This is a genomic window from Acidaminococcus sp. HCP3S3_G9_1 (assembly GCF_052122455.1).
GTDB lineage: Bacteria > Bacillota > Negativicutes > Acidaminococcales > Acidaminococcaceae > Acidaminococcus.
On record NZ_JBQKCH010000002.1, the window covers coordinates 14,018 to 34,216 of the forward strand.

The following is a 20,199-nucleotide window of genomic DNA, read 5'->3' on the forward strand; positions in this document are numbered from 1 at the left end:
AGGAGAAATGACCTATGGGTACATTTGTTGTGGGCCTGGTGCTCTTTCTCATCGTTGCGGCAGTGATCCGCAAGATGTACAAAGACCACAAGGCAGGGAAAAGTTGCTGCGGAGGAAACTGCGGAAGCTGTGGACTTTGCAGGGGGAAGAAATAAAAAACGGGGCTGTTGCATAAGCAACAGCCCCGTTTTTTATTTCACTCCCAAACTCTTCACCCAGTCCTTCACCTGGCTGTCCTGGATGGTGCCGGTAAAACAGCGTCCCTGGAGCCAGGTGCCTTTGCTGCCGGCCATTTCCTTCAGCTGGTCGGCGCTGCTGCCCAGGCCGGAACTGTAGGCGGTGGCAAAGGGGATCACCGCCTTGCCGGTAAAATCGTTGCTCTTTACGAAGGTATCCATGGGCCAGGCGGCAATGCCCCACCAGATGGGATAGCCCACGAATACGGTGTCATAGTCCTGCCAGTTGGCCGGTTTGGCGTTCTTCAGAGCCACGTTCCGCAGACTGGCGTCATCATGTTCCTTGTAGACCCGGGCGCTTTTGTTGTTGTAATCCAGATCTGCCGGCGTATAGGGCTTTTCCAGATCCAGCAGGTACAGATCCCCGCCGGTTTCCCCGGCAATGGTCTTGGCCACCTGTTCCGTCCGGTGGGTATTGGTGTAATAGACCACCAGCACCTTTTTGGCCTTGGCCGGGGCCTTTTCCGCAGCCGCCGTACCCACTGCCTTGCCCCCGCCATTCTGGGCAGCCTGCTGTCCGCCGCAGGCCGTAACCGCCAGCAGAGACAGCGCCATGCAGACGATAGAGATTGCTTTTTTCCACTTCATATTGTTTTCCTCCTTACCTTCTCCACGTTATTTTTATTGTATACCGGCAGTCACTGCCATGAGAAGGAACGTTTTAGGATTCCTACACACCGAATCTTTTCATCCCCTCATTGATCACCTGAGCCATTTCCTGTTTCATATTCCAGTCGCCGTGGATTCCGTCCAGGGCCAGTTCCGTAGGCAGGTCTCCCCCATTTTCAAAGGAGGCCGCCACGTCGATATGGTCCCGGTTGCGGATGTAGGCATTCACCTGGGCAAAGGACTGACGCCAATTGTCGGCGGTGGGTTCGTCAAAAGCTTTCTGGATGTTGGCGGGATTGATGGGCGGCAGGGTGAGATAGATGGGACGGATACCCAGGGCTTCCGCCTTCCGGCCGATCTCGTCCAGATCATGGATCACTTCTTCTGCCGGCACCCCTGCCCGGAGGCTGTTGGTGCCTCCCAGGATCAGCAGGTACTTCAGAGGGAAGGACCGCACATCCCGTTCGAACCGCTCCACCATCATGGCGCTGGTATCCCCGCTTTCCGAAAGGTTCACTGTAGGAAAGGCCAGATAATGGCTGTAGCTGTAGGCATAATCCACGGGACTGAAAGAAAGATGTCCTCCTCCGTGGGAAATGCTGTCACCGTAGATGCCCACCCGGATTTTCCGGGAAGGCAGGGTGGTGAACTTCTGGGGCAGGCTCCACTGGCCCACCGGATTCCCCTCCTTGTCCATGCCCTGGACCCGCCAGTAATAGGTCCCCAGCCGGGGTGCCTCGTCATACAGATCCGTAAGAGAGGTGACCTGGGCAAAGACCCGATACCGGGAAGGTGCGGTCCCTTCCGTATTCTCTGGCATCCGGTCCGTTACTTCCACTTCGTACTGGACTGCTCCCGGGTTCCCGGTATAGGCATAGACAGGATAAAGCAGCAGGGAGCCATTGGTATCCTCCATCCGGCTCCGAGGCACCGGGGCATTCCGTTCCACTTTCCGCAGGCTGCTCTCAACGGCCGCCGGCTGGGAATAGTTCCCCAGAGGCCGGCCATCCAGGTCAAAAGCCCGTACCCGGTAATACAGGACGCCGGTCGTCTGTTTCTTCCGTAGTTCCTCCAGAGGCAGCAGGGCCTGGGCGGAATAGACCCGGCTGTTCCGATATAAGGCATGGTCTGCTTCCCGGGCGGGATCCAGATTTAGAGGAATCCCGTCCAAAAGTTCCAGTTCATACCGGACAGCATCCAACTGTTCCGGCCAGGTGAGTAGGCCCAGATTCGCCCGGGACGCTTCCACCATTGCCTGGCGGTTCATCGCTGCCACAGGGGAAAGCCCTGCTGCCCGGCGCACCGTACAGGAACTGACCAGGATCACCGGAACGGCCGCCAGTGCCAGAAGACTCATGCCCAGGGCCTTTTTTTCCAGGCCGGGCAGTATTTTTCTTTCCATGATGCTTTCCCCTTTCACAGCTTTACTCTGTTTGCTTTACATCCAGCGGCGCAGACCGCGGCCAATGGGATGCTTACTTCCATCCCTGTACTTTCCGGATCCACTCTTCCACTTTGTCCTGGCTGGTCACCTGACGGCTGCCGCCGGTGGAATCGAACTGGATGGTCAGTTCCGGACCGAAAGAAGCCCCTTTACAGGCTTTTTCCATATCCTTCAGGGCATGGCCGGGCCAGCCTCCGTGGGTGGCAAAAAAGGCCGCTTTCTTCCCGGTGAAATCCTGGCTTTCCAGGAAGGTCTTCATGGCCGGAGCCATGGTATACCACCAGGTAGGGGTGCCCACCGCCACCGTGTCGTAGTCCTTCAGGTGGAAATACAGAGGGGCCAGTTCCGGCTTGTACCCTTTGGCGATATCCTTTTCCGATTCCCGGACTACTTCATCGTAGCTTTGATTCTTGTAGGCACTCAGGGTATCGATCCTGGCAAGATCGGCCCCGGTTGCCTTCTGCAGTTCTTCCGCAATCTTTTTCGTATTCCCGTTGGACCAGGAATAATAGACAATCAGCATCTTGGACATATTTTTCCCGCTTTCCTTTATTCTTCTCCCTGCTGTCATTTTTCCATATGGTACAGCAGATAATCCACATTGGTGAGTTTCTCCTGCTCCCGGTGGAGCTTGGCCAGGATTTCCTTCCGGTACTGGCGGAGACACCGGCACTGGCACCGGTCATTCTTTTCCTGGAGGATCTTCCGGATGGTCTCTTCCGGACAGCCTGCCGCCTGGAGCTCTGCCTGGCTCAGTGCCGTCTTTTTGAGGCTTTCCGCCTCCTTCTCATTCATTTCCGTATACCTCTTTGGCATACCGGAACGCCGCCCAGGCTTTGGGCCAGCCGGCGTAGAACCCCAGCTGGGTGATGGCCTGGACCATTTCTTCCCGGGTCACCCCGTTCTTTTTGGCGGTGGCCATGTGATACTGGAGGGAGCTGTCCGTCAGCCCCTGGGCGATAAGAGCCGTCACCGTCACCAGGCTCCGGTCGTGGAGGCTCAATTTATCGTTGGCGCTCCACACTTCTCCAAAAAGGATGTCATCATTGTACCGGGCAAAATCCGGGGCAAAACTCCCCAGCTGATCCCGTCCTGCAGTCTGTACCACCTTGACCGGTTCTTTTTTCTGTTCCATGGCCAAAACCTCCCCTGTCTGCAATCCAATTCCGCTTATCGTCACAACCGCCAGAATCCCTGCTGTCATGTGCCAAAACCATTGTTTCCGTTCCATGGGGCCTCCTTTTATTTCAGTTTCCCGTATTCTTCTGGATCCACCCCTTCACACCATTCATTGCTGGTGCCTTCTCCGGGCACTTCCAGGGCAAGGTGTTGGAAGGCGGAATCCGGGGCCGCCCCGTGCCAGTGCTTCACTTCCGGAGGGATGTTCACCACGTCTCCGGCTTTCAGCTCCCGGGCAGGTTTCCCCCATTCCTGGTAATAGCCCCGGCCGGCGGTGACGATGAGGATCTGTCCCCCTCCTTTGGCTGCATGGTGGATGTGCCAGTGGTTCCGGCAGCCCGGTTCAAAGGTCACCACAGCAGTGGGCACCTGTTCCAGGGTCAGCATATTCAGATAACTCTTTCCATCAAAATATTGGGCATAGCCCGTATTTTCTTCCCCCAGGGCAAAGGGGCTCATTTTTTCCAGTTCTTCCAGATCCATAGGTTGATCTCTCCTTTCCTGTTCTTCCTGTATTGTATTCCAAACTCTTTAAGATGTATAATGCTTATAGCAACTACTTACAAATGTGTTTTTTCTATTGCAGGAGGGAACCATGGAAATCCGTACCCTGAAATATTTTCTGGCGGTGGCCCGGGAACAGAACATGACCGAAGCCGCCAATGTGCTGTTCGTCACCCAGCCCACCCTGTCCCGGCAGATGGCGGACCTGGAAAAGGAACTGGGCAAAAAGCTCTTTGTCCGGACCAACCGGAGCACTACCCTGACGGAAGAAGGGATGCACCTGCGCCAGCGGGCAGAAGAGATCCTGGCCCTGGTGGACCAGACCAAAGAAGAGATCCGGGAAGACGACATGGACCTTTCCGGCTGCATCCGGATCGGTGCCGGAGAAACCCGGGCCATGCATTGGATCACCGACACTTTTGGGGAACTCCATCAGGAATATCCCAGTCTCACCATCGAACTGTTCACCAACAACGCGGACGGGGTCCAGGAACGGCTGGAACACGGACTGCTGGATTTTGGTCTGTTCATCGAACCCTTCAACCCGGAAAAATACAACTTTCTCCATCTCCCGGAACCGGACCGGGTGGGCATCGTCACCAGTCTCCACAGTCCCTGGGCCCATCTGGAAAAAGTGACCCCCAAAGATCTCCTGGCCATGCCCCTTCTCATTTCCTCCCGGACCACCCAGAAGACCTTTGATTTTTCCCGCTGGTCCGGCGGCCAGGTGACCCTGGATAATCTCCAGGTGGCAGGCCGGTTCGACCTGATCGGCAACGCTTCCCTGCTGGTCCGGACCGGTCAGATCAATGCTCTGGGTCTGGACAATCTGCTCCAAATCGAAACCCAGGGGCTGAAATTCATTCCTCTGGATCCGCCCCTATCCGCCGGCAGCCTGGTGGCCTGGAAGAAATTCCGTCTCCTGTCCCGGTCCAGCCAGGTTTTCCTGGACCGATTAAAGCAAAAACTTTCTGATTTTTCCCATTGACAAACGTATATGAAAAGTGTACCATTGAGTCATACAAGGATAGAATTATTATTAAAATAATTTTATTTTTAAATTGGTATGTTGTGACTAACTTGAAGGACTGACAACCTGATTTTCCAAGACAGAGGAGGTACGCGTATGTTATTCACCACCACACAGGAACATGAAGAATTCCGCGCCAAAGTACGGGGGTTTGCGGAAGCCAAGATCAAACCCATTGCGTTCATGCTGGACAAGGAAAACAAGTTCCCTGATGAACAGGTCAAAGAAATGGGCGAACTGGGATGGATGGGCATCCCCTTCCCCAAAGAATATGGCGGTGCCGGGCTGGACTACATCAGCTACGCCATTGCCGTGGAAGAACTGGCCCGGGTGGACGGAGGCGCCGGTGTTATCCTTTCCGCCCATGTGTCCCTGGGCTCTTATCCCATCTTCGCCTTCGGCACCGAAGAACAGAAACGGAAATACCTGGTGCCCCTGGCTTCCGGGAAAAAAATCGGGGCTTTCGGCCTGACGGAACCCAACGCCGGTTCTGACGCCGGGGAAACGGAAACTACGGCGGAATTCGACGGGACCCACTGGATCCTCAACGGGAACAAGATTTTCATCACCAATGCAGGGAAAGCCGATACCTATGTGGTGTTTGCCGTCACTGAACCGGGGAAAGGCACCCGGGGCATCAGCGCCTTCATCGTGGAAAAAGGCATGCCGGGCTTCACCTTCGGTGACCATTATGACAAACTGGGGATCCGTTCCTCTGCCACGGCGGAACTGATCTTCAACAATGTGAAGCTGCCCAAGGAAAATCTGCTGGGCAAACGGGGCCAGGGCTTCAAGATTGCCATGGCTACCCTGGACGGCGGCCGGATCGGGATCGCGGCCCAGGCCCTGGGGATCGCCCAGGGTGCCTATGAAGCGGCTCTGAACTACTCCAAGGAACGGATCCAGTTCAATGCTCCCATCTGCCAGAACCAGGGTGTCTCCTTCAAGCTGGCGGATATGGCCACCAAACTCCGGGCTGCCCGGTTCCTGGTATACAGCGCTGCGGAACTGAAGCAGGAACACCAGGATTACGGCATGGAAAGCGCCATGGCCAAGATGTACGCTTCCGATGCGGCAGTCTCCATCACCAACGATGCCCTCCAGATCTTCGGCGGCACCGGTTACCTGAAAGGCATGGATGTGGAACGGTTCTACCGGGATGCCAAGATTACCACCATCTACGAAGGCACCAACGAAATCCAGCGGGTGGTCATTGCCTCCCACATTACGGATAAGATGTCCGTGGCCAAGCACGGGGGCGCTCCCAAGCAGAATGCAGCCATTACCGGGGCCCGGAAGAAACAGATTTTCAAGGACGGCACCCCGGAAGAACAGGTGGCTGCCCTGGTGGAAGCCCTGAAGAACGACGGCTATGACTTTACCGTGGGCATCCCTCTGGATACTCCCATCTCCGATGCGGAACGGGTGGTCAGCGCCGGCAAGGGCATCGGGGAAAAGGCCAACATGAAGCTGATCGAAGAACTGGCCCGCCAGGCCGGGGCTGCGGTAGGTTCCTCCCGTCCTGTGGCGGAAACCCTCCAGTATGTACCCATTGACCGGTATGTGGGCATGAGCGGCCAGAAGTTCAACGGCAACCTGTACATTGCCTGCGGCATCTCCGGTGCAGTCCAGCACCTGAAGGGCATCAAGAACGCTACCACCATTGTAGCCATCAACATCAACGCCGGGGCCCCCATCTTCAAGAACTGCGACTACGGCATCGTAGGGGACGTGAAGGTGATCCTGCCGCTCCTGGCCAAGGCCCTGAACAACGGCCAGCCCAAGAAACCCGCTCCTCCCATGGTCAAGATGAAGAGACCTCTGATCCTGAAAGACATGCCGGAAGGCCGTTATGTCTGCAAGGGTTGCGGTTATGAATACAACCCGGATCTGGGCGACCCGGATGCGGATGTGAAGCCGGGAACCAAGTTCCAGGATCTGCCGGAAGACTGGGTATGCCCGCTGTGCAACTCCGCCAAGACTGAATTCGTACCCGTAAAGTGAGAAAAGGAGCATAACTATGGAATGTGTAAGAAAATTAACCAATGACTTATACTGGGTAGGGGCGGATGACCGCCGGCTGGCACTGTTTGAAAACATCCATCCCATTCCCCGGGGCGTTTCCTACAACTCCTATCTGCTGCTAGACGAAAAGACCGTGCTGTTCGACACTGCGGACTGGTCCGTATGCAAGCAGTTCCTGGAAAACGTGGAAGGTGTCCTGAAAGGCCGGAAACTGGACTACCTGATCATCAACCATGTGGAACCGGACCATGCGGCTTCCATCGAAGAAGTGCTGCTCCGGCACCCGGAAACCACGGTGATCAGCAATGAACAGGCCTTCACCCTGATGGACCAGTTCGGCTACCGGGTGGAAGGGGAAAAACAGATCGTGGTGAAAGAGGGCGACACCCAGAAGTTCGGAAAACACACCATCGCTTTTGTGGCCGCTCCCATGGTCCACTGGCCGGAAGCCATGGTCTCCTTCGACCTGACCACCGGTACTCTGTTCTCCGCCGATGCCTTCGGTTCCTTCGGAGCCCTGGGCGGCCGGATTTTCAACGACGAAGTGAACTTCGACCGGGACTGGCTGGATGATGCCCGCCGGTACTACACCAACATCGTAGGGAAATACGGGCCCTTCGTCATGGATCTTCTGGGCAAGGCCAGCCAGCTGGACATCAAGATGATCTGCCCTCTCCACGGGCCGGTATGGCGGAACAACATCAAATACATCGTGGACAAGTACATCCACTGGGCCACCTATGAACCGGAAGAAAAAGGCGTACTCCTGGTCTATGCCTCCATGTACGGCAACACCGAAAGCACTGCTTCCGTACTGGCGGCCAAGCTGGCGGAAAAGGGCATGACCAATATCCATATGTACGATGTGTCCAAAACGGACATTTCCTACCTGATCTCCGATGCCTTCAAATACAGCCATCTGGTGCTGGCTTCCGTCACCTACAACCTGGGAATCTATCCCAAGATGCTGAACTTCCTGGAAGACATGAAGGCCCTGAACCTGCAGAAACGGATCGTGGGGATCATCGAAAACGGATCCTGGGCCTGCACCGTAGGCGGTCTCATGACGGAATTCCTGGAAAACAACATGAAGGCCATGACCGTCCTCCAGGACGGGGTGACCATCAACTCCCGGATGACCGGAGGCCAGGAACGGAGCATGAACGATCTGGTGGATGCCATTTTGAATTCCATGAAAGAAGCGTGAAAAAAGGGCTGTTGCTTATGCAACAGCCCTTTTTTTATTCCCCCAGCTTCAAACTGGGATCTGCGTTCAGGTCCAGGTTGGCGAAGTCCTGGTTCAGATACTGGTAGTAGCCCCGTACGCCAATCATCACCGCGTTGTCGGTGCAGAGTATGGGGGTGGGATGGACCAGTTCTGCTCCCGCTTCCCGGGCCCCCTGGGCCAGGGCTTCCTGGAGGCATTTGTTGGCGGACACCCCGCCGGCCAGGACAATCTTTTTCAGGCCTGTGGCCTGGATGGCTTCCTGGCTTTTCTTCACCAGCACGTCCACAATGGCCTGCTGGAAAGAGGCCGCCACATCTTCCCGGCGGAAGCCGCTTTTCCGCTGTTCTTCCGTATGGATGTGGTTGATCACGGCGCTTTTCAGGCCGCTGAAGCTGAAATCATAGCAGCCGGGCAGCAAAGGCCGGGGAAAATCCACCGCTGCCGGGTCCCCGTTTTTGGCCAGCCGTTCGATTTCCGGGCCTCCCGGATAGGGCAGCCCCATGAACCGGGCGATTTTGTCAAAGGCCTCCCCTGCCGCATCGTCCCGGGTCTGGCCCAGGAGCCGGAAGGTGTTGTAATCTTCCACCACCAGAAGGGAGGTGTGTCCCCCGCTGACCACCAGGGCCAGGAAGGGAGGCTTCAGATTCGGATCCGCCAGGAAATTGGCGAATACATGGCCTTCCAGATGGTTCACCCCGATGAGAGGCTTCCCGCTGCCCAGGGCCAGCCCCTTGGCGGCAGAAAGGCCCACCAGCAGGGCGCCCACCAGCCCCGGTCCGTAGGTCACGGCAATGGCGTCCACGTCCTGGAGGGTCATTTTGGCGTCGGTAAGGGCCTTGTGGATCACCGGCATCACATGTTCGATATGTTTCCGGGATGCGATTTCCGGCACCACGCCCCCGAACTTCCGGTGGACCAGGATCTGGGTGGATACCACATTGGACAATACCTCCCGTCCGTTCCGGATCACCGCTGCCGCCGTTTCGTCACAGCTGCTTTCGATTCCCAATATATTGATTGCTTTTTCCGTCATAATCTCCTCGATTTACAGGTCCCGGCGCATAAGCACTGCCGCTTCCCCGTTGTCTCCATAATACCCCGGCCGCCGGCCGCATTCGGTAAAGCCCAGATGATCATAGGTCCGCCGGGCCGGGGTGTTCCCTTCCCGGACTTCCAGAGTCATTTCCACCGCTTCCAGACGGAGGGCTTCCGCCACCATGGCTTCCACCAGGGCCAGCCCCAGTTTTTCTCCCCGGCGCCGTGGATCCACCGCCAGGCGCATGACCTGGGCTTCTCCCGCCACCAGCCAGAAGCCCCCGAAAGCCACCGGCACTCCTCCTTCTTCCAGGGCGATGTAATGGCTCAGCCGGCCTTCCAGTTCGTCCCCCCAGGTTTCTTCTGTCCAGGGTTCTCCGAAGGATCCTGCGTCCAGGGGCAGCAGCCAGGGCAGATCTTCCCGGGTCAGAGGTCTTACCGTCCTTCCGGATGTCTCTTTTCCCATAGTTCCTCCGCTTCCGACCGACGAATGTAGAAAGGATCCATGCCGAAATAGCTGTGGATGTCCCCTTCCGGCACATATTGGGCCGCACCCAGGATGGCCACGGAAGACCCTCTGGGCAGGCGGGCGCTTTCCGGGGCCAGGGTCACCCGGTCACAGGCTTCCGTCCCGGGCACCCGGTGGCATTCTCCCATAAGGATGGCCGGCTCCGAGCCCTCCTGGAGCTGGGCGGCCAGTTCTTTGGCAGGAGCGATCCGCACCGGTTCTATTTCTTCCAAATGGTCCCCGGTCCACCGGTAGCTGCCCACATACAGATTCCCCTTCTGGGCATCCAGCACCGGAGTCAGCCGGACTCCGGCCACCGGCAGGTTATAGGCAATGGCTGCCAGAGTATCCACCGCCACCAGAGGCCGTTCCAGGGCGTAGGCCATGGCTTCTGCAGTGGCCATGCCGATCCGCAGACCGGTAAAAGAACCCGGGCCCCGGCTTACCGCCAAAAGATCCAGTTCCTCTTTTTTCACCCGGGCCATGGCCAGCAGGGTTTCCAGCTGGGGCACCAGACCTTCAGAATGGGTAAGCCCCACATTCACATCCAGGCTCCCCAGGATTTTCTTTCCGTCACAGACGGCCACGGAACACACCCGGGTCGCCGTATCAATTCCCAATGTCAGCACGATTTCAACCTTCCCGGCCCTTGGGAGCAAGGAGCGCCCGGGCCAATTCCTCATACCGTCTGCCGTGAGGGAGCAGTTCCACTTCCCGTCCCTCACCCTTGCGGGTAAATTTCAGTTCCAGATTTTCTTCCGGCATATAGTCCGGAAACAGTTCCGCCCATTCGATGAATGTGACCCCGTCTCCCCCGGCATATTCAGAGAACCCGATGTCTTCCAGTTCTTCCGGCCAGTTGATCCGGTACAGGTCGAAATGCTTGATGTTCAGCGCCTTCCCATGGTACACATTCATCAGGGAAAAAGTGGGGGACGTGACTTCCTGAGGATCCACTCCCAGAGCCGTGGAGGCCGCGGTCACCAGACAGGTCTTGCCGGTCCCCAGGTCTCCGTTCAGCAGGAACACATCCCCTTCCCGGCACAGAGCCCCCAGGTTCCGTCCCAGAGTCTCCGTGGCCGCCGTATCCGCACAATAGACAGTTTCCGCCATACACTCACCGTCCTTCCAGTTCATTGCAATTTATAATTATAGCATAAAAAAAAGAGGGACGCACCTGCGTCCCTCTTTTTTGTCAATGGTCAATAGGGGAAAGCTCCCCCTTCCCGCTTATTTCACCACCGGTCCGGCGGAGGCGATGTCTTCGGTTACTTCTCCCTGGAATTTCTTGAAGTTTTCCTGGAAGAGACGGGCCAGTTTCCGGGCGGTTTCGTCGTAAGCGCCCTTGTCTTCCCAGGTGCTCCGGGGATTCAGCACGTTGCTGGGCACGTTGGGGCAGGATTTGGGGATGGAGACCCCGAACATGGGCATGGTGGTCCAGCCTTCCTTGCCCAGTTCCCCGTCCAGAGCCGCGTGGATCATGGCCCGGGTGTAGGCCAGCTTCATCCGTTTGCCAACCCCGTAGGGGCCGCCGCTCCAGCCGGTGTTCACCAGGTACACGTTGGTTTCATGCTTGGCGATCCGTTCTCCCAGCAGCTTGGCATAGGTCAGGGGAGGCAGCGGCAGGAAAGGCGCCCCGAAGGCCGTAGAGAAGGTGGCCTGGGGTTCCGTGATTCCCCGTTCCGTACCGGCCACCTTGCTGGTGTAGCCGGTAAGATAATGGTACATGGCCTGTTCTTTGGTGAGTTTGGAGATGGGAGGCAGCACCCCGAAGGCATCGGCGGTCAGGAAGATGATGTTCTTGGGATGGCCGGCCATGCTGGGCAGCTTGGCGTTGGGGATGTAGTTCAGGGGATAAGCCACCCGGGTGTTTTCCGTAATGCTGTTGTCGGAGAAATCCGGCACCCCGTTCTTGGGATCCACCACCACGTTTTCCATTACCGCACCGAACCGGACAGCCCGGTAGATTTCCGGCTGGCTGTCTTCCGTCAGGTCGATGCACTTGGCATAGCAGCCCCCTTCGATGTTGAACACCCCGTTGTCTCCCCAGCCGTGTTCGTCATCCCCGATCAGGGAACGCTGAGGATCGGCGGACAGGGTGGTCTTGCCGGTACCGGACAGGCCGAAGAACAGGGCCACATCTCCTTTGTTCCCTTCGTTGCAGGAACAGTGCATGGTCAGGATGCCCTGACGGGGCAGCAGGTAGTTCATCACGGAGAAAATGGATTTCTTCAGTTCCCCGGCGTACATGCCACCGCCGATCAGGACCACCTTCTTGTCGAAGTTCAGGATGATGAAGGTTTCAGAATGGGTATGGTCCGTGGCCGGATCCGCTTCCACGCTGGGCAGGGAGATTACCGTGAAATCTTCCTGGACGGTGCTGGGTTCATCGGTCTTGATGAACAGCTGGCTGACGAAAACGGTCTGCCAGGCCATTTCGTTGATGAATTTCACCCGGATCTGGTATTTGGGGTCTGCCCCCGCCTTCACGTTCTTCACATAGACCTTGTGGGTCTTGATAAATTCTTCGCATTTGGCATAGAGCCGGTCGAAAGTTTCCTGGCTGCAGGGCTGGTTGTTGTTCCAGTTCACCACATCATGGGTCAGAGGGGTGTCCACAATGAATTTGTCCTTGGGAGAACGGCCCGTATGGGTCCCGGTGGTTACCCGCAGCGCACCCCGGTCGGAAAAGGTCCCTTCTCCGTTACGGATGGCTTCTTCAATCAATTCACGAACGCTCAAATCTCTTACAGTTTCTTTCGCTTCCGCTAACAATCCGGCACTGATCATTTGTTTTTTCCTCTCCTATATCCATCGATTGGACTCCATAGACGGAGGAGCCGCTTTATTGTATACATAGAACATTATAAGATATTTTGCCTGCCTTGACAACAGCGGTATTCAGAAAATTACAGCAGAAAAGGGCTGCTGCCCACGCAGCAACCCCTTTTCCTCAGTACAGGATCTTGTTTGCAATGACCATCCGCTGGATCTGGTTGGTGCCTTCGTAGATCTGGAGGATCTTGGCATCCCGCATTTTCTTTTCCATGGGATAATCTTTCATGTAGCCGTAGCCGCCCATGATCTGGACCGCATCGGTAGCCACTTCCATGGCCACATCGGAAGCGAAGCATTTGCTCATGGCTGCTTCCTTGCCGAATTCCACGCCCTGGTCACGCATCCAACAGGCTTTGTGGACCATGAGACGGGCGGTTTCCACTTTCATGGCCATATCGGCGATCATGGCCTGGACCATCTGGAAGGAAGCGATGGGCTGGCCGAACTGTCTCCGTTCCCGAGCGTAATGGGCGGCAATGTCCAGACAGGACTGGGCCAGCCCCACAGCCACAGCGGCCACGAAAGGACGGGCGCTGTCCAGAGTGTTCATGGCAATGCGGAAGCCCTGGCCTTCCCGGCCCACCCGCATGGATTCCGGAACCACCACATCTTCCAGGATCAGTTCACAGGTGTTGGAGGGACGGATCCCCATTTTGTCTTCTTTCCGGCCCACGCTGAAGCCCGGAGTGTCTTTGGGAACGATGAAAGCGGTCAGACCCCGGATGCCGCCGGTTTTCCGGGTGTTGGCGAACACCAGGAAGCTGTCGGCAATACCCCCGTTGGTGATGAACACTTTGTTCCCGTTCAGTACATAGTGATCCCCGTCTTTCACGGCTTTGGTGGCCACAGCCCCGGCATCAGAACCGGCTCCCGGTTCGGTAAGGGCGAAGGCGGCCAGTTTCCCGTCGTTGAGCAGGTCGCACTGATATTTTTTCTGTTCTTCATTGCCAGCCAGCAGAATGGGATAGGAAGCCAGTGCATTGGCGGCAATGGAGGTGGCGATGCCGGCGCAGCCTTTGCCCAGTTCTTCATAGATGGTGGCAATAGTAATGCTGTCCAGTCCAGGCCCGCCGTATTCTTCCGGAACAACCAGGTTCAGCAGGCCCATATCCCCTGCCTTCTTGAAGATTTCCGGTCTTGCATGATTTTCCCGGTCCATTTCTTCGGTATAGGGAACGATTTCCTTATCCACGAAATCCTTCACCATCGCCTGCAATTCCTGTTGCTCTTCGGTTAATGCGAAATCCATAAGGGTCCTCCTGTTTTATGGTTTATTCTCAATTTTAAGCCTAAATGTATGAATATTTTACCACTTTTTGGGTATTTCGTCAAAATGACCGATGACGAACATGGTCCCTGTTACATCGGCCATTTCCTTCCCGGTATGGTCATAGATCATTACCCGGGTCACCAGGGTGGAACGGCCGGCATGGATCAGGGAGGCTCTGGCCCAGACCTTTTCTTTGGCACTGGAATTGCTGATGAAGTTGATGGAACTGGACAGGGTGACCACCTTGCAGCCGATGCTGTAGCCCACCGCCCCCATGGCCGTATCCGCCAGGGTAAACAGGGCTCCTCCGTGGATCACTCCGTACCGGTTCCCGTGTTTGTGTTCCGGGTCCGCGTCCATGCTCAGTTCACAGTAGCCGCACTCCACTTTTTCCAGTTTCACGTCAGCCAGTTTCATGAAGCTGTTTTCTTCGAATTTTTTGACCATCCAGTTGGGGATTTCTTTTGCTGTCAGCACTGGTTCCACTCCTTTATTCCTGCTGTTTTGTCCGCTTTTTACAGTATATACACACGTACCCGCCGACGGCCCCATTCCAGCGCCTGTCCGCGGTTGTCAAAAGCCAGGTCGATCTTGTTGCCCTTGATGGCAGAGCCAATATCACAGGCAAGTCCTTCGCCGTAGCCCATTATGTACAGTCTTGTGCCCAGAGGGATCAGTACCGGATCCACTGCCACCACACCCCGGCGCATCATGGCACCTGTGTAGGTGACTCCTGTGACCCCGGGATCCTGAGGACTGTATCCTGTGGATTCCATGATCCAGATTTTCCGGAAATGACCGAAACTCAGGCCACTCTGTTTGCTCATTAAATTGTAAATGGACCAGGTCACATCCCCGGTCTGCGGTTTCCGATTCTTCTGTTGGAATTTTTTTACTGCAATCTGTGTCCCTGTTCCGAACTCTCCATCTATATCGCCGTTGTAGTAGTGCAGTTTGGACAACATAGCTTGTACTTCTTCCACCTTCTGACCCTTGGACCCCAGGACTGCCACCGGTTTTACGGCGGCAGCCCTGCCAGTCAGGGGCATCAGGAAGAGAAGCAGGAGCGCCAGCAGGAGACCAAAGGTCTTGCGTTGCACAGCGCGGCAGCCTCCTTTTCCATGATCTTACAGGATGTTGTTTTTATAATCGGTGTACAGGCCTTCCAGTTCTTCCATCTTGGCATCCAGAGTCTTCTGGAGGTCGGAAGCCTTGTCAAAGTCACCGGCAGCAAAGGCTTTGGCAATCTGGGTGAACAGGCTGGTGCTGGTGTCCGTATCTTTGGCGATCAGGACCCGCAGTTCCTGGACTCTCTGCCACATGCCGTCATCCCAGGCGGTGCTGCTTTCGCTGGTCACCGGTTTCATGGCCACCACTTTGGCCCGGTAGTCAGGGATGATGTGTTTCAGCAGTTCGGTCTGCCAACGGATCAGGGCACCCTCTTCGAAGGATTTCAGGTAAACCGGTTTGATGATGTCGCCGGCAGTGAGCACGGCCACCTTTTCCGGATACTTGTCGAAAGCCTTGCAGTTTTCCCAAACCGTTGCAGGGGGAGCTCCGAAGTATTTGTTCCGTTCTTCTTCGGTGTAGTCTTCGAATACATCGTTTTCAGAACGGTATTCTCTGTCTTTTTCCAGATAGAAGCCGTCTTCACCGGACTTCTTGGACAGTTCCGCACACAGTTCATCCGTGCTCTTGCCGGAAGCCAGGGCAGCCTTGATGCCGTCCAGGGCAGCCATGTAGAAGCCTGCCAGAGCCATGTAGGTGTTGGTGAAGGGGTTGGGAGCCCGCATTTCGAAACGGGTGGCCTTGGGGTTGTCCAGGTCGCGGATCAGGCCGGCCAGGATGGTACGGTTCCGGGAGGGGACGTCCGGAGCGATGCCCAGGGAGGTTACGATGCAGATAGGAGCTTCGAACCCGGGTTTCAGCCGTTTGAAAGCGTCGGTGGTGCAGGAAACGATGGGGTTCAGCACTTCATAGTTCTTCAGGATGCCCATCAGTGCCCCATATCCTACAGCGGACAGGAAATCTTTGGTCATGTCGGCCGGGCTCATCAGGTTGTAGAATTTGCCATCCTTGGTGAGGCAGCCCAGGCCCACATGGGTGTGTTCGCCGCTGCCGGCAACCCCCACGATGGGTTTGGCCAGGAAGGAAACTTCCAGTCCGTTGGCACGGAACACTTCCTTCACAATGGTGCGAACCAGGATTTCGTTGTCAGCAGCCTGGAGGCCGGTGGAATATTTCCAGTCGATTTCCAGCTGTTCATTGACATGGGTCATGTTGCCGTTGGCATCCAGCTGACCCCGGACACCGCCCACTTCTTTGTGGCCCATTTCCGGTTCCAGGCCATAGTAGCCCAGGATCTCCACAGCCTGTTCCAGAGCGGTACGAACGTTGCCCCGGGTACGGGCCCAGTACTGTTCCTGCATGATCTGGGAGGAGGACAGGGCTTCGGTGGAAACGTCTTCCGTAGGGGTCTTCACCCAGAATTCCAGTTCCGTAGCGGAAGTGGAAGTGATCTTTTCCACATCTTCCGGGGCAAAGGCCAGGCCGGGGACTTTCCCTTCGGCTTTCATGGCTTTCAGGATTTCATCCCCTACATAGCGGAGGGTTTCCTTCAGCAGGTACCGGGAATCCACAAATTCCCCATTGTGTTTCAGGAAACAGGGAACACGCAGGGTGCCCACCATTTTCCCGGTCTCCGGATCGATGTGTTCCATGTTGTAGTCCACGAACCAGTTCACGGACAGGTCTGCCACCATGTCCACCCGGGCATCGTTCAGAGAGGCAACCCCGGGCAGCACTACGGAAGAACCGTCAGTCTGGGCGGTATGGCTGTAGAGCATGGTTTCCATGTTGTTCAGCAGTGCGCTGATGGGTACCTTTTCGTCGGTGTCGTTGCCGGCGAAGTCAATGCCCATGAAGGACACAAATTTAATCTCAGGATGTTGAGCGAGCAGTACGCGTAAGGTTTCCGGTTCCAATTCACTGGGTTTAATCACGTAAAGCAGATCTTTTTCGTACATAATCATGTACCCCTTTCCCCTCGAAAGTTCTTTTTGAATACCTGGCCTGGACTGGAACAGAGCCCCTGTTTGCAGGTGTGTCTCCATCCCTTTTGAATCTTGCCTTACCAAAACCTGTATCCTTTGGTCTTTGATTACGTGGTTTATTATAACACAAAAGTTTCCCATCGCCTAGAGGAAAATGGGATTTTCTCGAATAATTTTATTCAGCAATATATGATTGTTCGAATTTATGTCTTTTCAAGAGAACTTTTACAATTTTTTCAGGATAAAAAGAGGTCGAATAGGGAGAACTCCGAACTTTAGCAGAGTAAAAAGGGGCTGCTGCAATGCAGCAGCCCCGGTCGCGGGCCACTACTTCCCCACTATCTGCCGGTAATGCTGGCGGGCGTCACGGTAGGCGGCCAGGATGGCCTTTCCGGAGGAGCCGAAATACCGCCGGGTCACTTCCTGTTCCAGGAACTGGGATTCCTCCAGGATGGAATGGTTCAGGAACAGTTTCCGGATGAAGTTCCGGGTCAGCTCCAGGGTGGCGTTGCAGTCCACCTCCACGATTTCCCCGGTCTGTTCCACCACCTCAAAGGCCATGTAGAACACCCCGTAGATCTTGGTAATGGCATTGTCCATATTGGTCCGGGCTTCCCCGGTAAGGTAAAGGGTTCGTTTGTCCATGTGACTGTGCTCCTTTGGTTGCACTGGTACTGTAAAGGCAGCAGGCGTCAGCCCCGGCAGATATCCGCCCTTTTCAAGGGCGGGGAACCGTTGCGCTTGCGCAATGGTGGTGGGTTAGCAGCCGCTGGCTGCGTTTCCATTCGAAAAATTTGCCTGCAAATTTTTACATCCGGCCGCTGACCGCTGACAAATAAAGGGGTGCTGCACCCAACGTGCAGCACCCCTTTATTATACCAATTACGCCATCATTTTCAAAACATACCCGCAGATCAGTCCGGCGAAGTTCCCTATGGCAGCCCCCAGGACCCCCATCAGGACCCCGATGCCGGCATAGGATTCGTTGTAGGCGGACGCCACGATAGGTGCGGAGGCCGCCCCGCCGATGTTGGCCAGGGAGGCGGTGGAAACCATGCACAGATCCCAGTGGAACAGCTTGGACAGGATGTACATGCCGATCACATGGACCACCAGGATGAAGAACCCGTACACCACCCACATGGGAGCACTCAACAGGTCCGTTACGGAAGCAGTGGAAGCCAGCAGGGACACCACTGCATACAGGTACACACTGGAAAGTTCTTCCACAGCAGGGACCTTGCCCAGAGGGCTCATGGCACAAATCAGGCCCAGGACAGTGACGAACACGGTGGTCATGGTCCCTTTGTCGAACATGGCCAGTCCCACACCCTTCAGCATGGTGTTGAGAGAAGCCCCCACGCTCTGGGCAATGGCAGACACCAGCAGGGAAACACCGATCAGGAAGATCCAGTCAGCCGCCGATGCCTTTTTCTTTTCCTTGGCCACTTCCGCAGCTGCTGCATCAGCCACTGCCTGGAGTTTGGACGTATCCGCCTTCACCGAGTTGTTCCATTTGTCCGCATGTTTCACCATCAGGAGCAGCAGGGCGATCCACACGGAATAGCACACGGTATCCAGGGCCAGGGCGCAGCTGTAGGCACCCGCATCCACCGGCAGTGCCGCCTGCATGGCCGCCATGTTGGCGGAGCCCCCTACCCAGGAAGCGTACAGGGCCGCCACAGCGCCCCAGGTGTCATGGCCCAGGAAGCCTTTGAAAATGGGGTAGCCCACCACAAAGCCGATGAACAATGTCACGGAGCAGCCCAGGAAGATGGCCACCATCCGGCCTCCCAGTTTGGCCAGTTTCCGGAAGTCGCACCGAAGCAGCATCACAAAGATCATGGCATACAGCAGGTTGTTCTTCAGGGCCTTGTAGGCTGCGGACACTTCCTTGGAATGGTACAGGCCCATGGTGCAGAAAATCATGTTCAGCACATAGATCCACACCAGAGGGGGCACCAGGTTGAAGATCTTCCACTTGGTATACTTTTCCAGTGCCAGCAGGACCCCTGCCAGGCACATGAGGAAGGCAATGTAGGTAAAACCGTTGGTGATGACCATAGAAATCTCCCCTTTCTTTTCCCCGTCAGGAGGCTAGTCGTCCAGATACCGGATGCCCCGGACCCAGGTGACACCCAGCCCCGGCCCGTCGCTGACCGTGATTTCCTTTTCGTTGAAGACGGCGCCGCCTTCCACCGGATCTTCGGAACAGAGCACCGGCCCGTCCAGATCCACCCGGGTAATGATTTTCCGGGCACAGGCCAGGTGCACCGCCGCATTGACGCTGACCTTGGCCTCCAGCATGCATCCGATCATGCACTCCACCCCGCAGACTTCCGCCAGGGTGGCGATTTTCAGGGCGTTGGTAAGACCGCCGCATTTCATCAATTTGATGTTGATCAGGTCCGCCGCCTGCATCTGGACGATTTTCAGAGCGTCCTCTACGGAGAACACCGCTTCGTCGGCCAGTACCGGCACATAGGACCGTTCCGTGACGTATTTCAGCCCTTCCAGGTCGTGGGCCTTTACCGGCTGTTCCACCAGTTCGATATCCAGGCCCTTTTCCTGCATCTGGTTCAGCAGGCGTACTGCCTGTTTGGGGCTCCAGGCCTGGTTGGCATCGATGCGGATCCGGATGTCCGGCCCCACAGCCTTCCGGATGGCGGCCAGCCGGGCCACATCCAGGGACGGATCGATGCCCACCTTCACTTTCAGGGTGTCATAGCCCCGTTCCAGGGCATTCACTGCATCCCGGGCCATTTCTTCTGGGGGATTCACGCTGATGGTGATGTCCGTAACGATCTTGTTCCGGGCGCCTCCCAGCATTTTGTACACCGGAATCCCGTACTTCTTGCCGTACAGGTCCCACAGGGCCATGTCCGCCGCAGCCTTGGCACTGGAATTCTTCACGATGCAGTCCTGGACCGCCCGGGTGATATCTTCGAAGTCATCCACGTCCCGGCCCACCAGGGTCTTGCTGATATGATCCTGGAAGGCGCCAATGATGGCTCCGGTGGTATCTCCGGTAATGACTCCCGTTGGGGGCGCTTCCCCGAATCCCACCTCACCGGTATCCGTGTGGATCTCCACAATGATATCCTCCACACTGTTGACCTGCCGCAAAGCGGTTTTGAACGGTACCCGAAGGGGAACGGAAATCCGTCCCAGGCGAACTTTCGTGATTTTCATTGGCTTTCCCTCCTTAATTGCACAACCATTGTTCTTCATTGAAAGCCA

Annotated in this window: 21 protein-coding genes and 1 pseudogene; 4 read left to right on the forward strand and 18 right to left on the reverse strand. The window is 56.2% G+C overall.

The genetic code is table 11. The features are described 5' to 3' along the window. Positions 1–14: 14 nt before the first annotated feature. Positions 15–155 carry a FeoB-associated Cys-rich membrane protein gene (locus ACTQY1_RS01555; protein ID WP_022487316.1) on the forward strand — a complete coding sequence of 47 codons (141 nt, stop codon included), beginning with the start codon at positions 15–17 and terminating at the stop codon, positions 153–155. Between the two features lie 36 nt (positions 156–191). Here the strand turns inward: ACTQY1_RS01555 and ACTQY1_RS01560 are convergent, their stop codons facing one another. The 6 genes and pseudogenes from ACTQY1_RS01560 to ACTQY1_RS01585 all read right to left on the reverse strand — a co-directional run bounded on the left by ACTQY1_RS01560 (position 192) and on the right by ACTQY1_RS01585 (position 3,951). Next, positions 192–824, reverse strand: a complete 633-nt coding sequence (locus tag ACTQY1_RS01560) for a flavodoxin (protein ID WP_022487317.1) — start codon at positions 822–824, stop codon at positions 192–194. 82 nt (positions 825–906) lie between these two features. Next, the gene (locus tag ACTQY1_RS01565) at positions 907–2,247 is read right to left on the reverse strand and encodes an SGNH/GDSL hydrolase family protein (protein ID WP_441373746.1); all 1,341 of its coding nucleotides are present in this window, start codon (positions 2,245–2,247) and stop codon (positions 907–909) included. A gap of 73 nt (positions 2,248–2,320) precedes the next feature. After that, positions 2,321–2,821 carry a flavodoxin family protein gene (locus ACTQY1_RS01570; protein ID WP_276693213.1) on the reverse strand — a complete coding sequence of 167 codons (501 nt, stop codon included), beginning with the start codon at positions 2,819–2,821 and terminating at the stop codon, positions 2,321–2,323. A gap of 35 nt (positions 2,822–2,856) precedes the next feature. Beyond that, the gene (locus ACTQY1_RS01575; protein WP_022487320.1) at positions 2,857–3,084 is read right to left on the reverse strand and encodes a hypothetical protein; all 228 of its coding nucleotides are present in this window, start codon (positions 3,082–3,084) and stop codon (positions 2,857–2,859) included. Between the two features lie 4 nt (positions 3,085–3,088). Continuing rightward, a pseudogene (locus ACTQY1_RS01580) lies at positions 3,089–3,424 on the reverse strand (carboxymuconolactone decarboxylase family protein); the annotation flags it as partial. 107 nt (positions 3,425–3,531) lie between these two features. Then, positions 3,532–3,951, reverse strand: coding sequence for a cupin domain-containing protein (locus ACTQY1_RS01585; RefSeq protein WP_022487322.1), 420 nt, complete (start codon positions 3,949–3,951; stop codon positions 3,532–3,534). Positions 3,952–4,063: 112 nt separating this feature from the next. Here ACTQY1_RS01585 and ACTQY1_RS01590 point away from each other — a divergent pair, with 112 nt between their 5' ends. The 3 genes from ACTQY1_RS01590 (at position 4,064) to ACTQY1_RS01600 (ending at position 8,234) form a co-directional block, all read left to right on the forward strand. Beyond that, a complete protein-coding gene (locus ACTQY1_RS01590; RefSeq protein WP_154488560.1) occupies positions 4,064–4,960 on the forward strand; it encodes a LysR family transcriptional regulator in 897 nt (298 codons plus the stop codon). 138 nt (positions 4,961–5,098) lie between these two features. Beyond that, the gene (locus ACTQY1_RS01595) at positions 5,099–7,006 is read left to right on the forward strand and encodes an acyl-CoA dehydrogenase family protein (protein WP_367996930.1); all 1,908 of its coding nucleotides are present in this window, start codon (positions 5,099–5,101) and stop codon (positions 7,004–7,006) included. Between the two features lie 16 nt (positions 7,007–7,022). Continuing rightward, a complete protein-coding gene (locus ACTQY1_RS01600) occupies positions 7,023–8,234 on the forward strand; it encodes an FprA family A-type flavoprotein (protein ID WP_154488558.1) in 1,212 nt (403 codons plus the stop codon). A 34-nt stretch (positions 8,235–8,268) separates the two neighbouring features. Here ACTQY1_RS01600 and tsaD read toward each other — a convergent pair whose 3' ends face one another. From tsaD to ACTQY1_RS01660, 12 genes are all read right to left on the reverse strand, one after another. Continuing rightward, positions 8,269–9,288: a tRNA (adenosine(37)-N6)-threonylcarbamoyltransferase complex transferase subunit TsaD gene (gene tsaD, locus ACTQY1_RS01605; protein ID WP_308664458.1), complete on the reverse strand. Its 1,020-nt coding sequence runs from the start codon at positions 9,286–9,288 to the stop codon at positions 8,269–8,271. 12 nt (positions 9,289–9,300) lie between these two features. Next, complete coding sequence (gene rimI / locus ACTQY1_RS01610; protein ID WP_022487327.1) at positions 9,301–9,756, reverse strand: ribosomal protein S18-alanine N-acetyltransferase; 456 nt, start codon at positions 9,754–9,756, stop codon at positions 9,301–9,303. After that, a complete protein-coding gene (gene tsaB / locus ACTQY1_RS01615; protein WP_441373747.1) occupies positions 9,726–10,427 on the reverse strand; it encodes a tRNA (adenosine(37)-N6)-threonylcarbamoyltransferase complex dimerization subunit type 1 TsaB in 702 nt (233 codons plus the stop codon). The genes rimI and tsaB overlap by 31 nt, the downstream gene beginning before the upstream one ends. 4 nt (positions 10,428–10,431) lie before the next feature. Next, positions 10,432–10,911: a tRNA (adenosine(37)-N6)-threonylcarbamoyltransferase complex ATPase subunit type 1 TsaE gene (gene tsaE / locus ACTQY1_RS01620; RefSeq protein WP_308664460.1), complete on the reverse strand. Its 480-nt coding sequence runs from the start codon at positions 10,909–10,911 to the stop codon at positions 10,432–10,434. Between the two features lie 117 nt (positions 10,912–11,028). After that, complete coding sequence (gene pckA, locus ACTQY1_RS01625) at positions 11,029–12,588, reverse strand: phosphoenolpyruvate carboxykinase (ATP) (protein WP_154488554.1); 1,560 nt, start codon at positions 12,586–12,588, stop codon at positions 11,029–11,031. 163 nt (positions 12,589–12,751) lie between these two features. Further along, complete coding sequence (locus tag ACTQY1_RS01630) at positions 12,752–13,885, reverse strand: acyl-CoA dehydrogenase family protein (RefSeq protein ID WP_022487332.1); 1,134 nt, start codon at positions 13,883–13,885, stop codon at positions 12,752–12,754. A 57-nt stretch (positions 13,886–13,942) separates the two neighbouring features. Next, a complete protein-coding gene (locus ACTQY1_RS01635; RefSeq protein WP_022487333.1) occupies positions 13,943–14,383 on the reverse strand; it encodes a PaaI family thioesterase in 441 nt (146 codons plus the stop codon). A 38-nt stretch (positions 14,384–14,421) separates the two neighbouring features. Further along, positions 14,422–15,006 (reverse strand): 3D domain-containing protein, encoded by a 585-nt coding sequence (locus tag ACTQY1_RS01640; protein WP_022487334.1) that lies wholly within the window; start codon positions 15,004–15,006, stop codon positions 14,422–14,424. A gap of 27 nt (positions 15,007–15,033) precedes the next feature. Next, positions 15,034–16,932: a glutamine synthetase gene (locus tag ACTQY1_RS01645; protein ID WP_288174503.1), complete on the reverse strand. Its 1,899-nt coding sequence runs from the start codon at positions 16,930–16,932 to the stop codon at positions 15,034–15,036. Between the two features lie 354 nt (positions 16,933–17,286). Beyond that, entirely contained in the window at positions 17,287–17,604 is a 318-nt protein-coding gene (locus ACTQY1_RS01650; protein ID WP_022487336.1) for a DUF3870 domain-containing protein, read from the reverse strand. A 237-nt stretch (positions 17,605–17,841) separates the two neighbouring features. Then, positions 17,842–19,023, reverse strand: coding sequence for a DUF819 family protein (locus ACTQY1_RS01655; RefSeq protein WP_022487337.1), 1,182 nt, complete (start codon positions 19,021–19,023; stop codon positions 17,842–17,844). A 33-nt stretch (positions 19,024–19,056) separates the two neighbouring features. Next, entirely contained in the window at positions 19,057–20,151 is a 1,095-nt protein-coding gene (locus tag ACTQY1_RS01660; RefSeq protein ID WP_441373748.1) for a dipeptide epimerase, read from the reverse strand. Between the last annotated feature and the right edge of the window lie 48 nt (positions 20,152–20,199).

What these genes read in the sequence shown, in the direction of transcription:
- ACTQY1_RS01630 (WP_022487332.1), bottom strand. Translation starts at nt 13,885, where the DNA reads ATGGATTTCGCATTAACCGAAGAGCAACAGGAATTGCAGGCGATGGTG.
- rimI (WP_022487327.1), bottom strand. Translation starts at nt 9,756, where the DNA reads ATGGGAAAAGAGACATCCGGAAGGACGGTAAGACCTCTGACCCGGGAA.
- ACTQY1_RS01660 (WP_441373748.1), bottom strand. Translation starts at nt 20,151, where the DNA reads ATGAAAATCACGAAAGTTCGCCTGGGACGGATTTCCGTTCCCCTTCGG.
- pckA (WP_154488554.1), bottom strand. Translation starts at nt 12,588, where the DNA reads ATGATCAGTGCCGGATTGTTAGCGGAAGCGAAAGAAACTGTAAGAGAT.
- ACTQY1_RS01560 (WP_022487317.1), bottom strand. Translation starts at nt 824, where the DNA reads ATGAAGTGGAAAAAAGCAATCTCTATCGTCTGCATGGCGCTGTCTCTG.
- tsaD (WP_308664458.1), bottom strand. Translation starts at nt 9,288, where the DNA reads ATGACGGAAAAAGCAATCAATATATTGGGAATCGAAAGCAGCTGTGAC.
- ACTQY1_RS01600 (WP_154488558.1), top strand. Translation starts at nt 7,023, where the DNA reads ATGGAATGTGTAAGAAAATTAACCAATGACTTATACTGGGTAGGGGCG.
- ACTQY1_RS01555 (WP_022487316.1), top strand. Translation starts at nt 15, where the DNA reads ATGGGTACATTTGTTGTGGGCCTGGTGCTCTTTCTCATCGTTGCGGCA.
- ACTQY1_RS01575 (WP_022487320.1), bottom strand. Translation starts at nt 3,084, where the DNA reads ATGAATGAGAAGGAGGCGGAAAGCCTCAAAAAGACGGCACTGAGCCAG.
- ACTQY1_RS01650 (WP_022487336.1), bottom strand. Translation starts at nt 17,604, where the DNA reads ATGGACAAACGAACCCTTTACCTTACCGGGGAAGCCCGGACCAATATG.
- ACTQY1_RS01595 (WP_367996930.1), top strand. Translation starts at nt 5,099, where the DNA reads ATGTTATTCACCACCACACAGGAACATGAAGAATTCCGCGCCAAAGTA.
- ACTQY1_RS01585 (WP_022487322.1), bottom strand. Translation starts at nt 3,951, where the DNA reads ATGGATCTGGAAGAACTGGAAAAAATGAGCCCCTTTGCCCTGGGGGAA.
- ACTQY1_RS01655 (WP_022487337.1), bottom strand. Translation starts at nt 19,023, where the DNA reads ATGGTCATCACCAACGGTTTTACCTACATTGCCTTCCTCATGTGCCTG.
- ACTQY1_RS01645 (WP_288174503.1), bottom strand. Translation starts at nt 16,932, where the DNA reads ATGTACGAAAAAGATCTGCTTTACGTGATTAAACCCAGTGAATTGGAA.
- ACTQY1_RS01590 (WP_154488560.1), top strand. Translation starts at nt 4,064, where the DNA reads ATGGAAATCCGTACCCTGAAATATTTTCTGGCGGTGGCCCGGGAACAG.
- tsaE (WP_308664460.1), bottom strand. Translation starts at nt 10,911, where the DNA reads ATGGCGGAAACTGTCTATTGTGCGGATACGGCGGCCACGGAGACTCTG.
- ACTQY1_RS01570 (WP_276693213.1), bottom strand. Translation starts at nt 2,821, where the DNA reads ATGTCCAAGATGCTGATTGTCTATTATTCCTGGTCCAACGGGAATACG.
- ACTQY1_RS01565 (WP_441373746.1), bottom strand. Translation starts at nt 2,247, where the DNA reads ATGGAAAGAAAAATACTGCCCGGCCTGGAAAAAAAGGCCCTGGGCATG.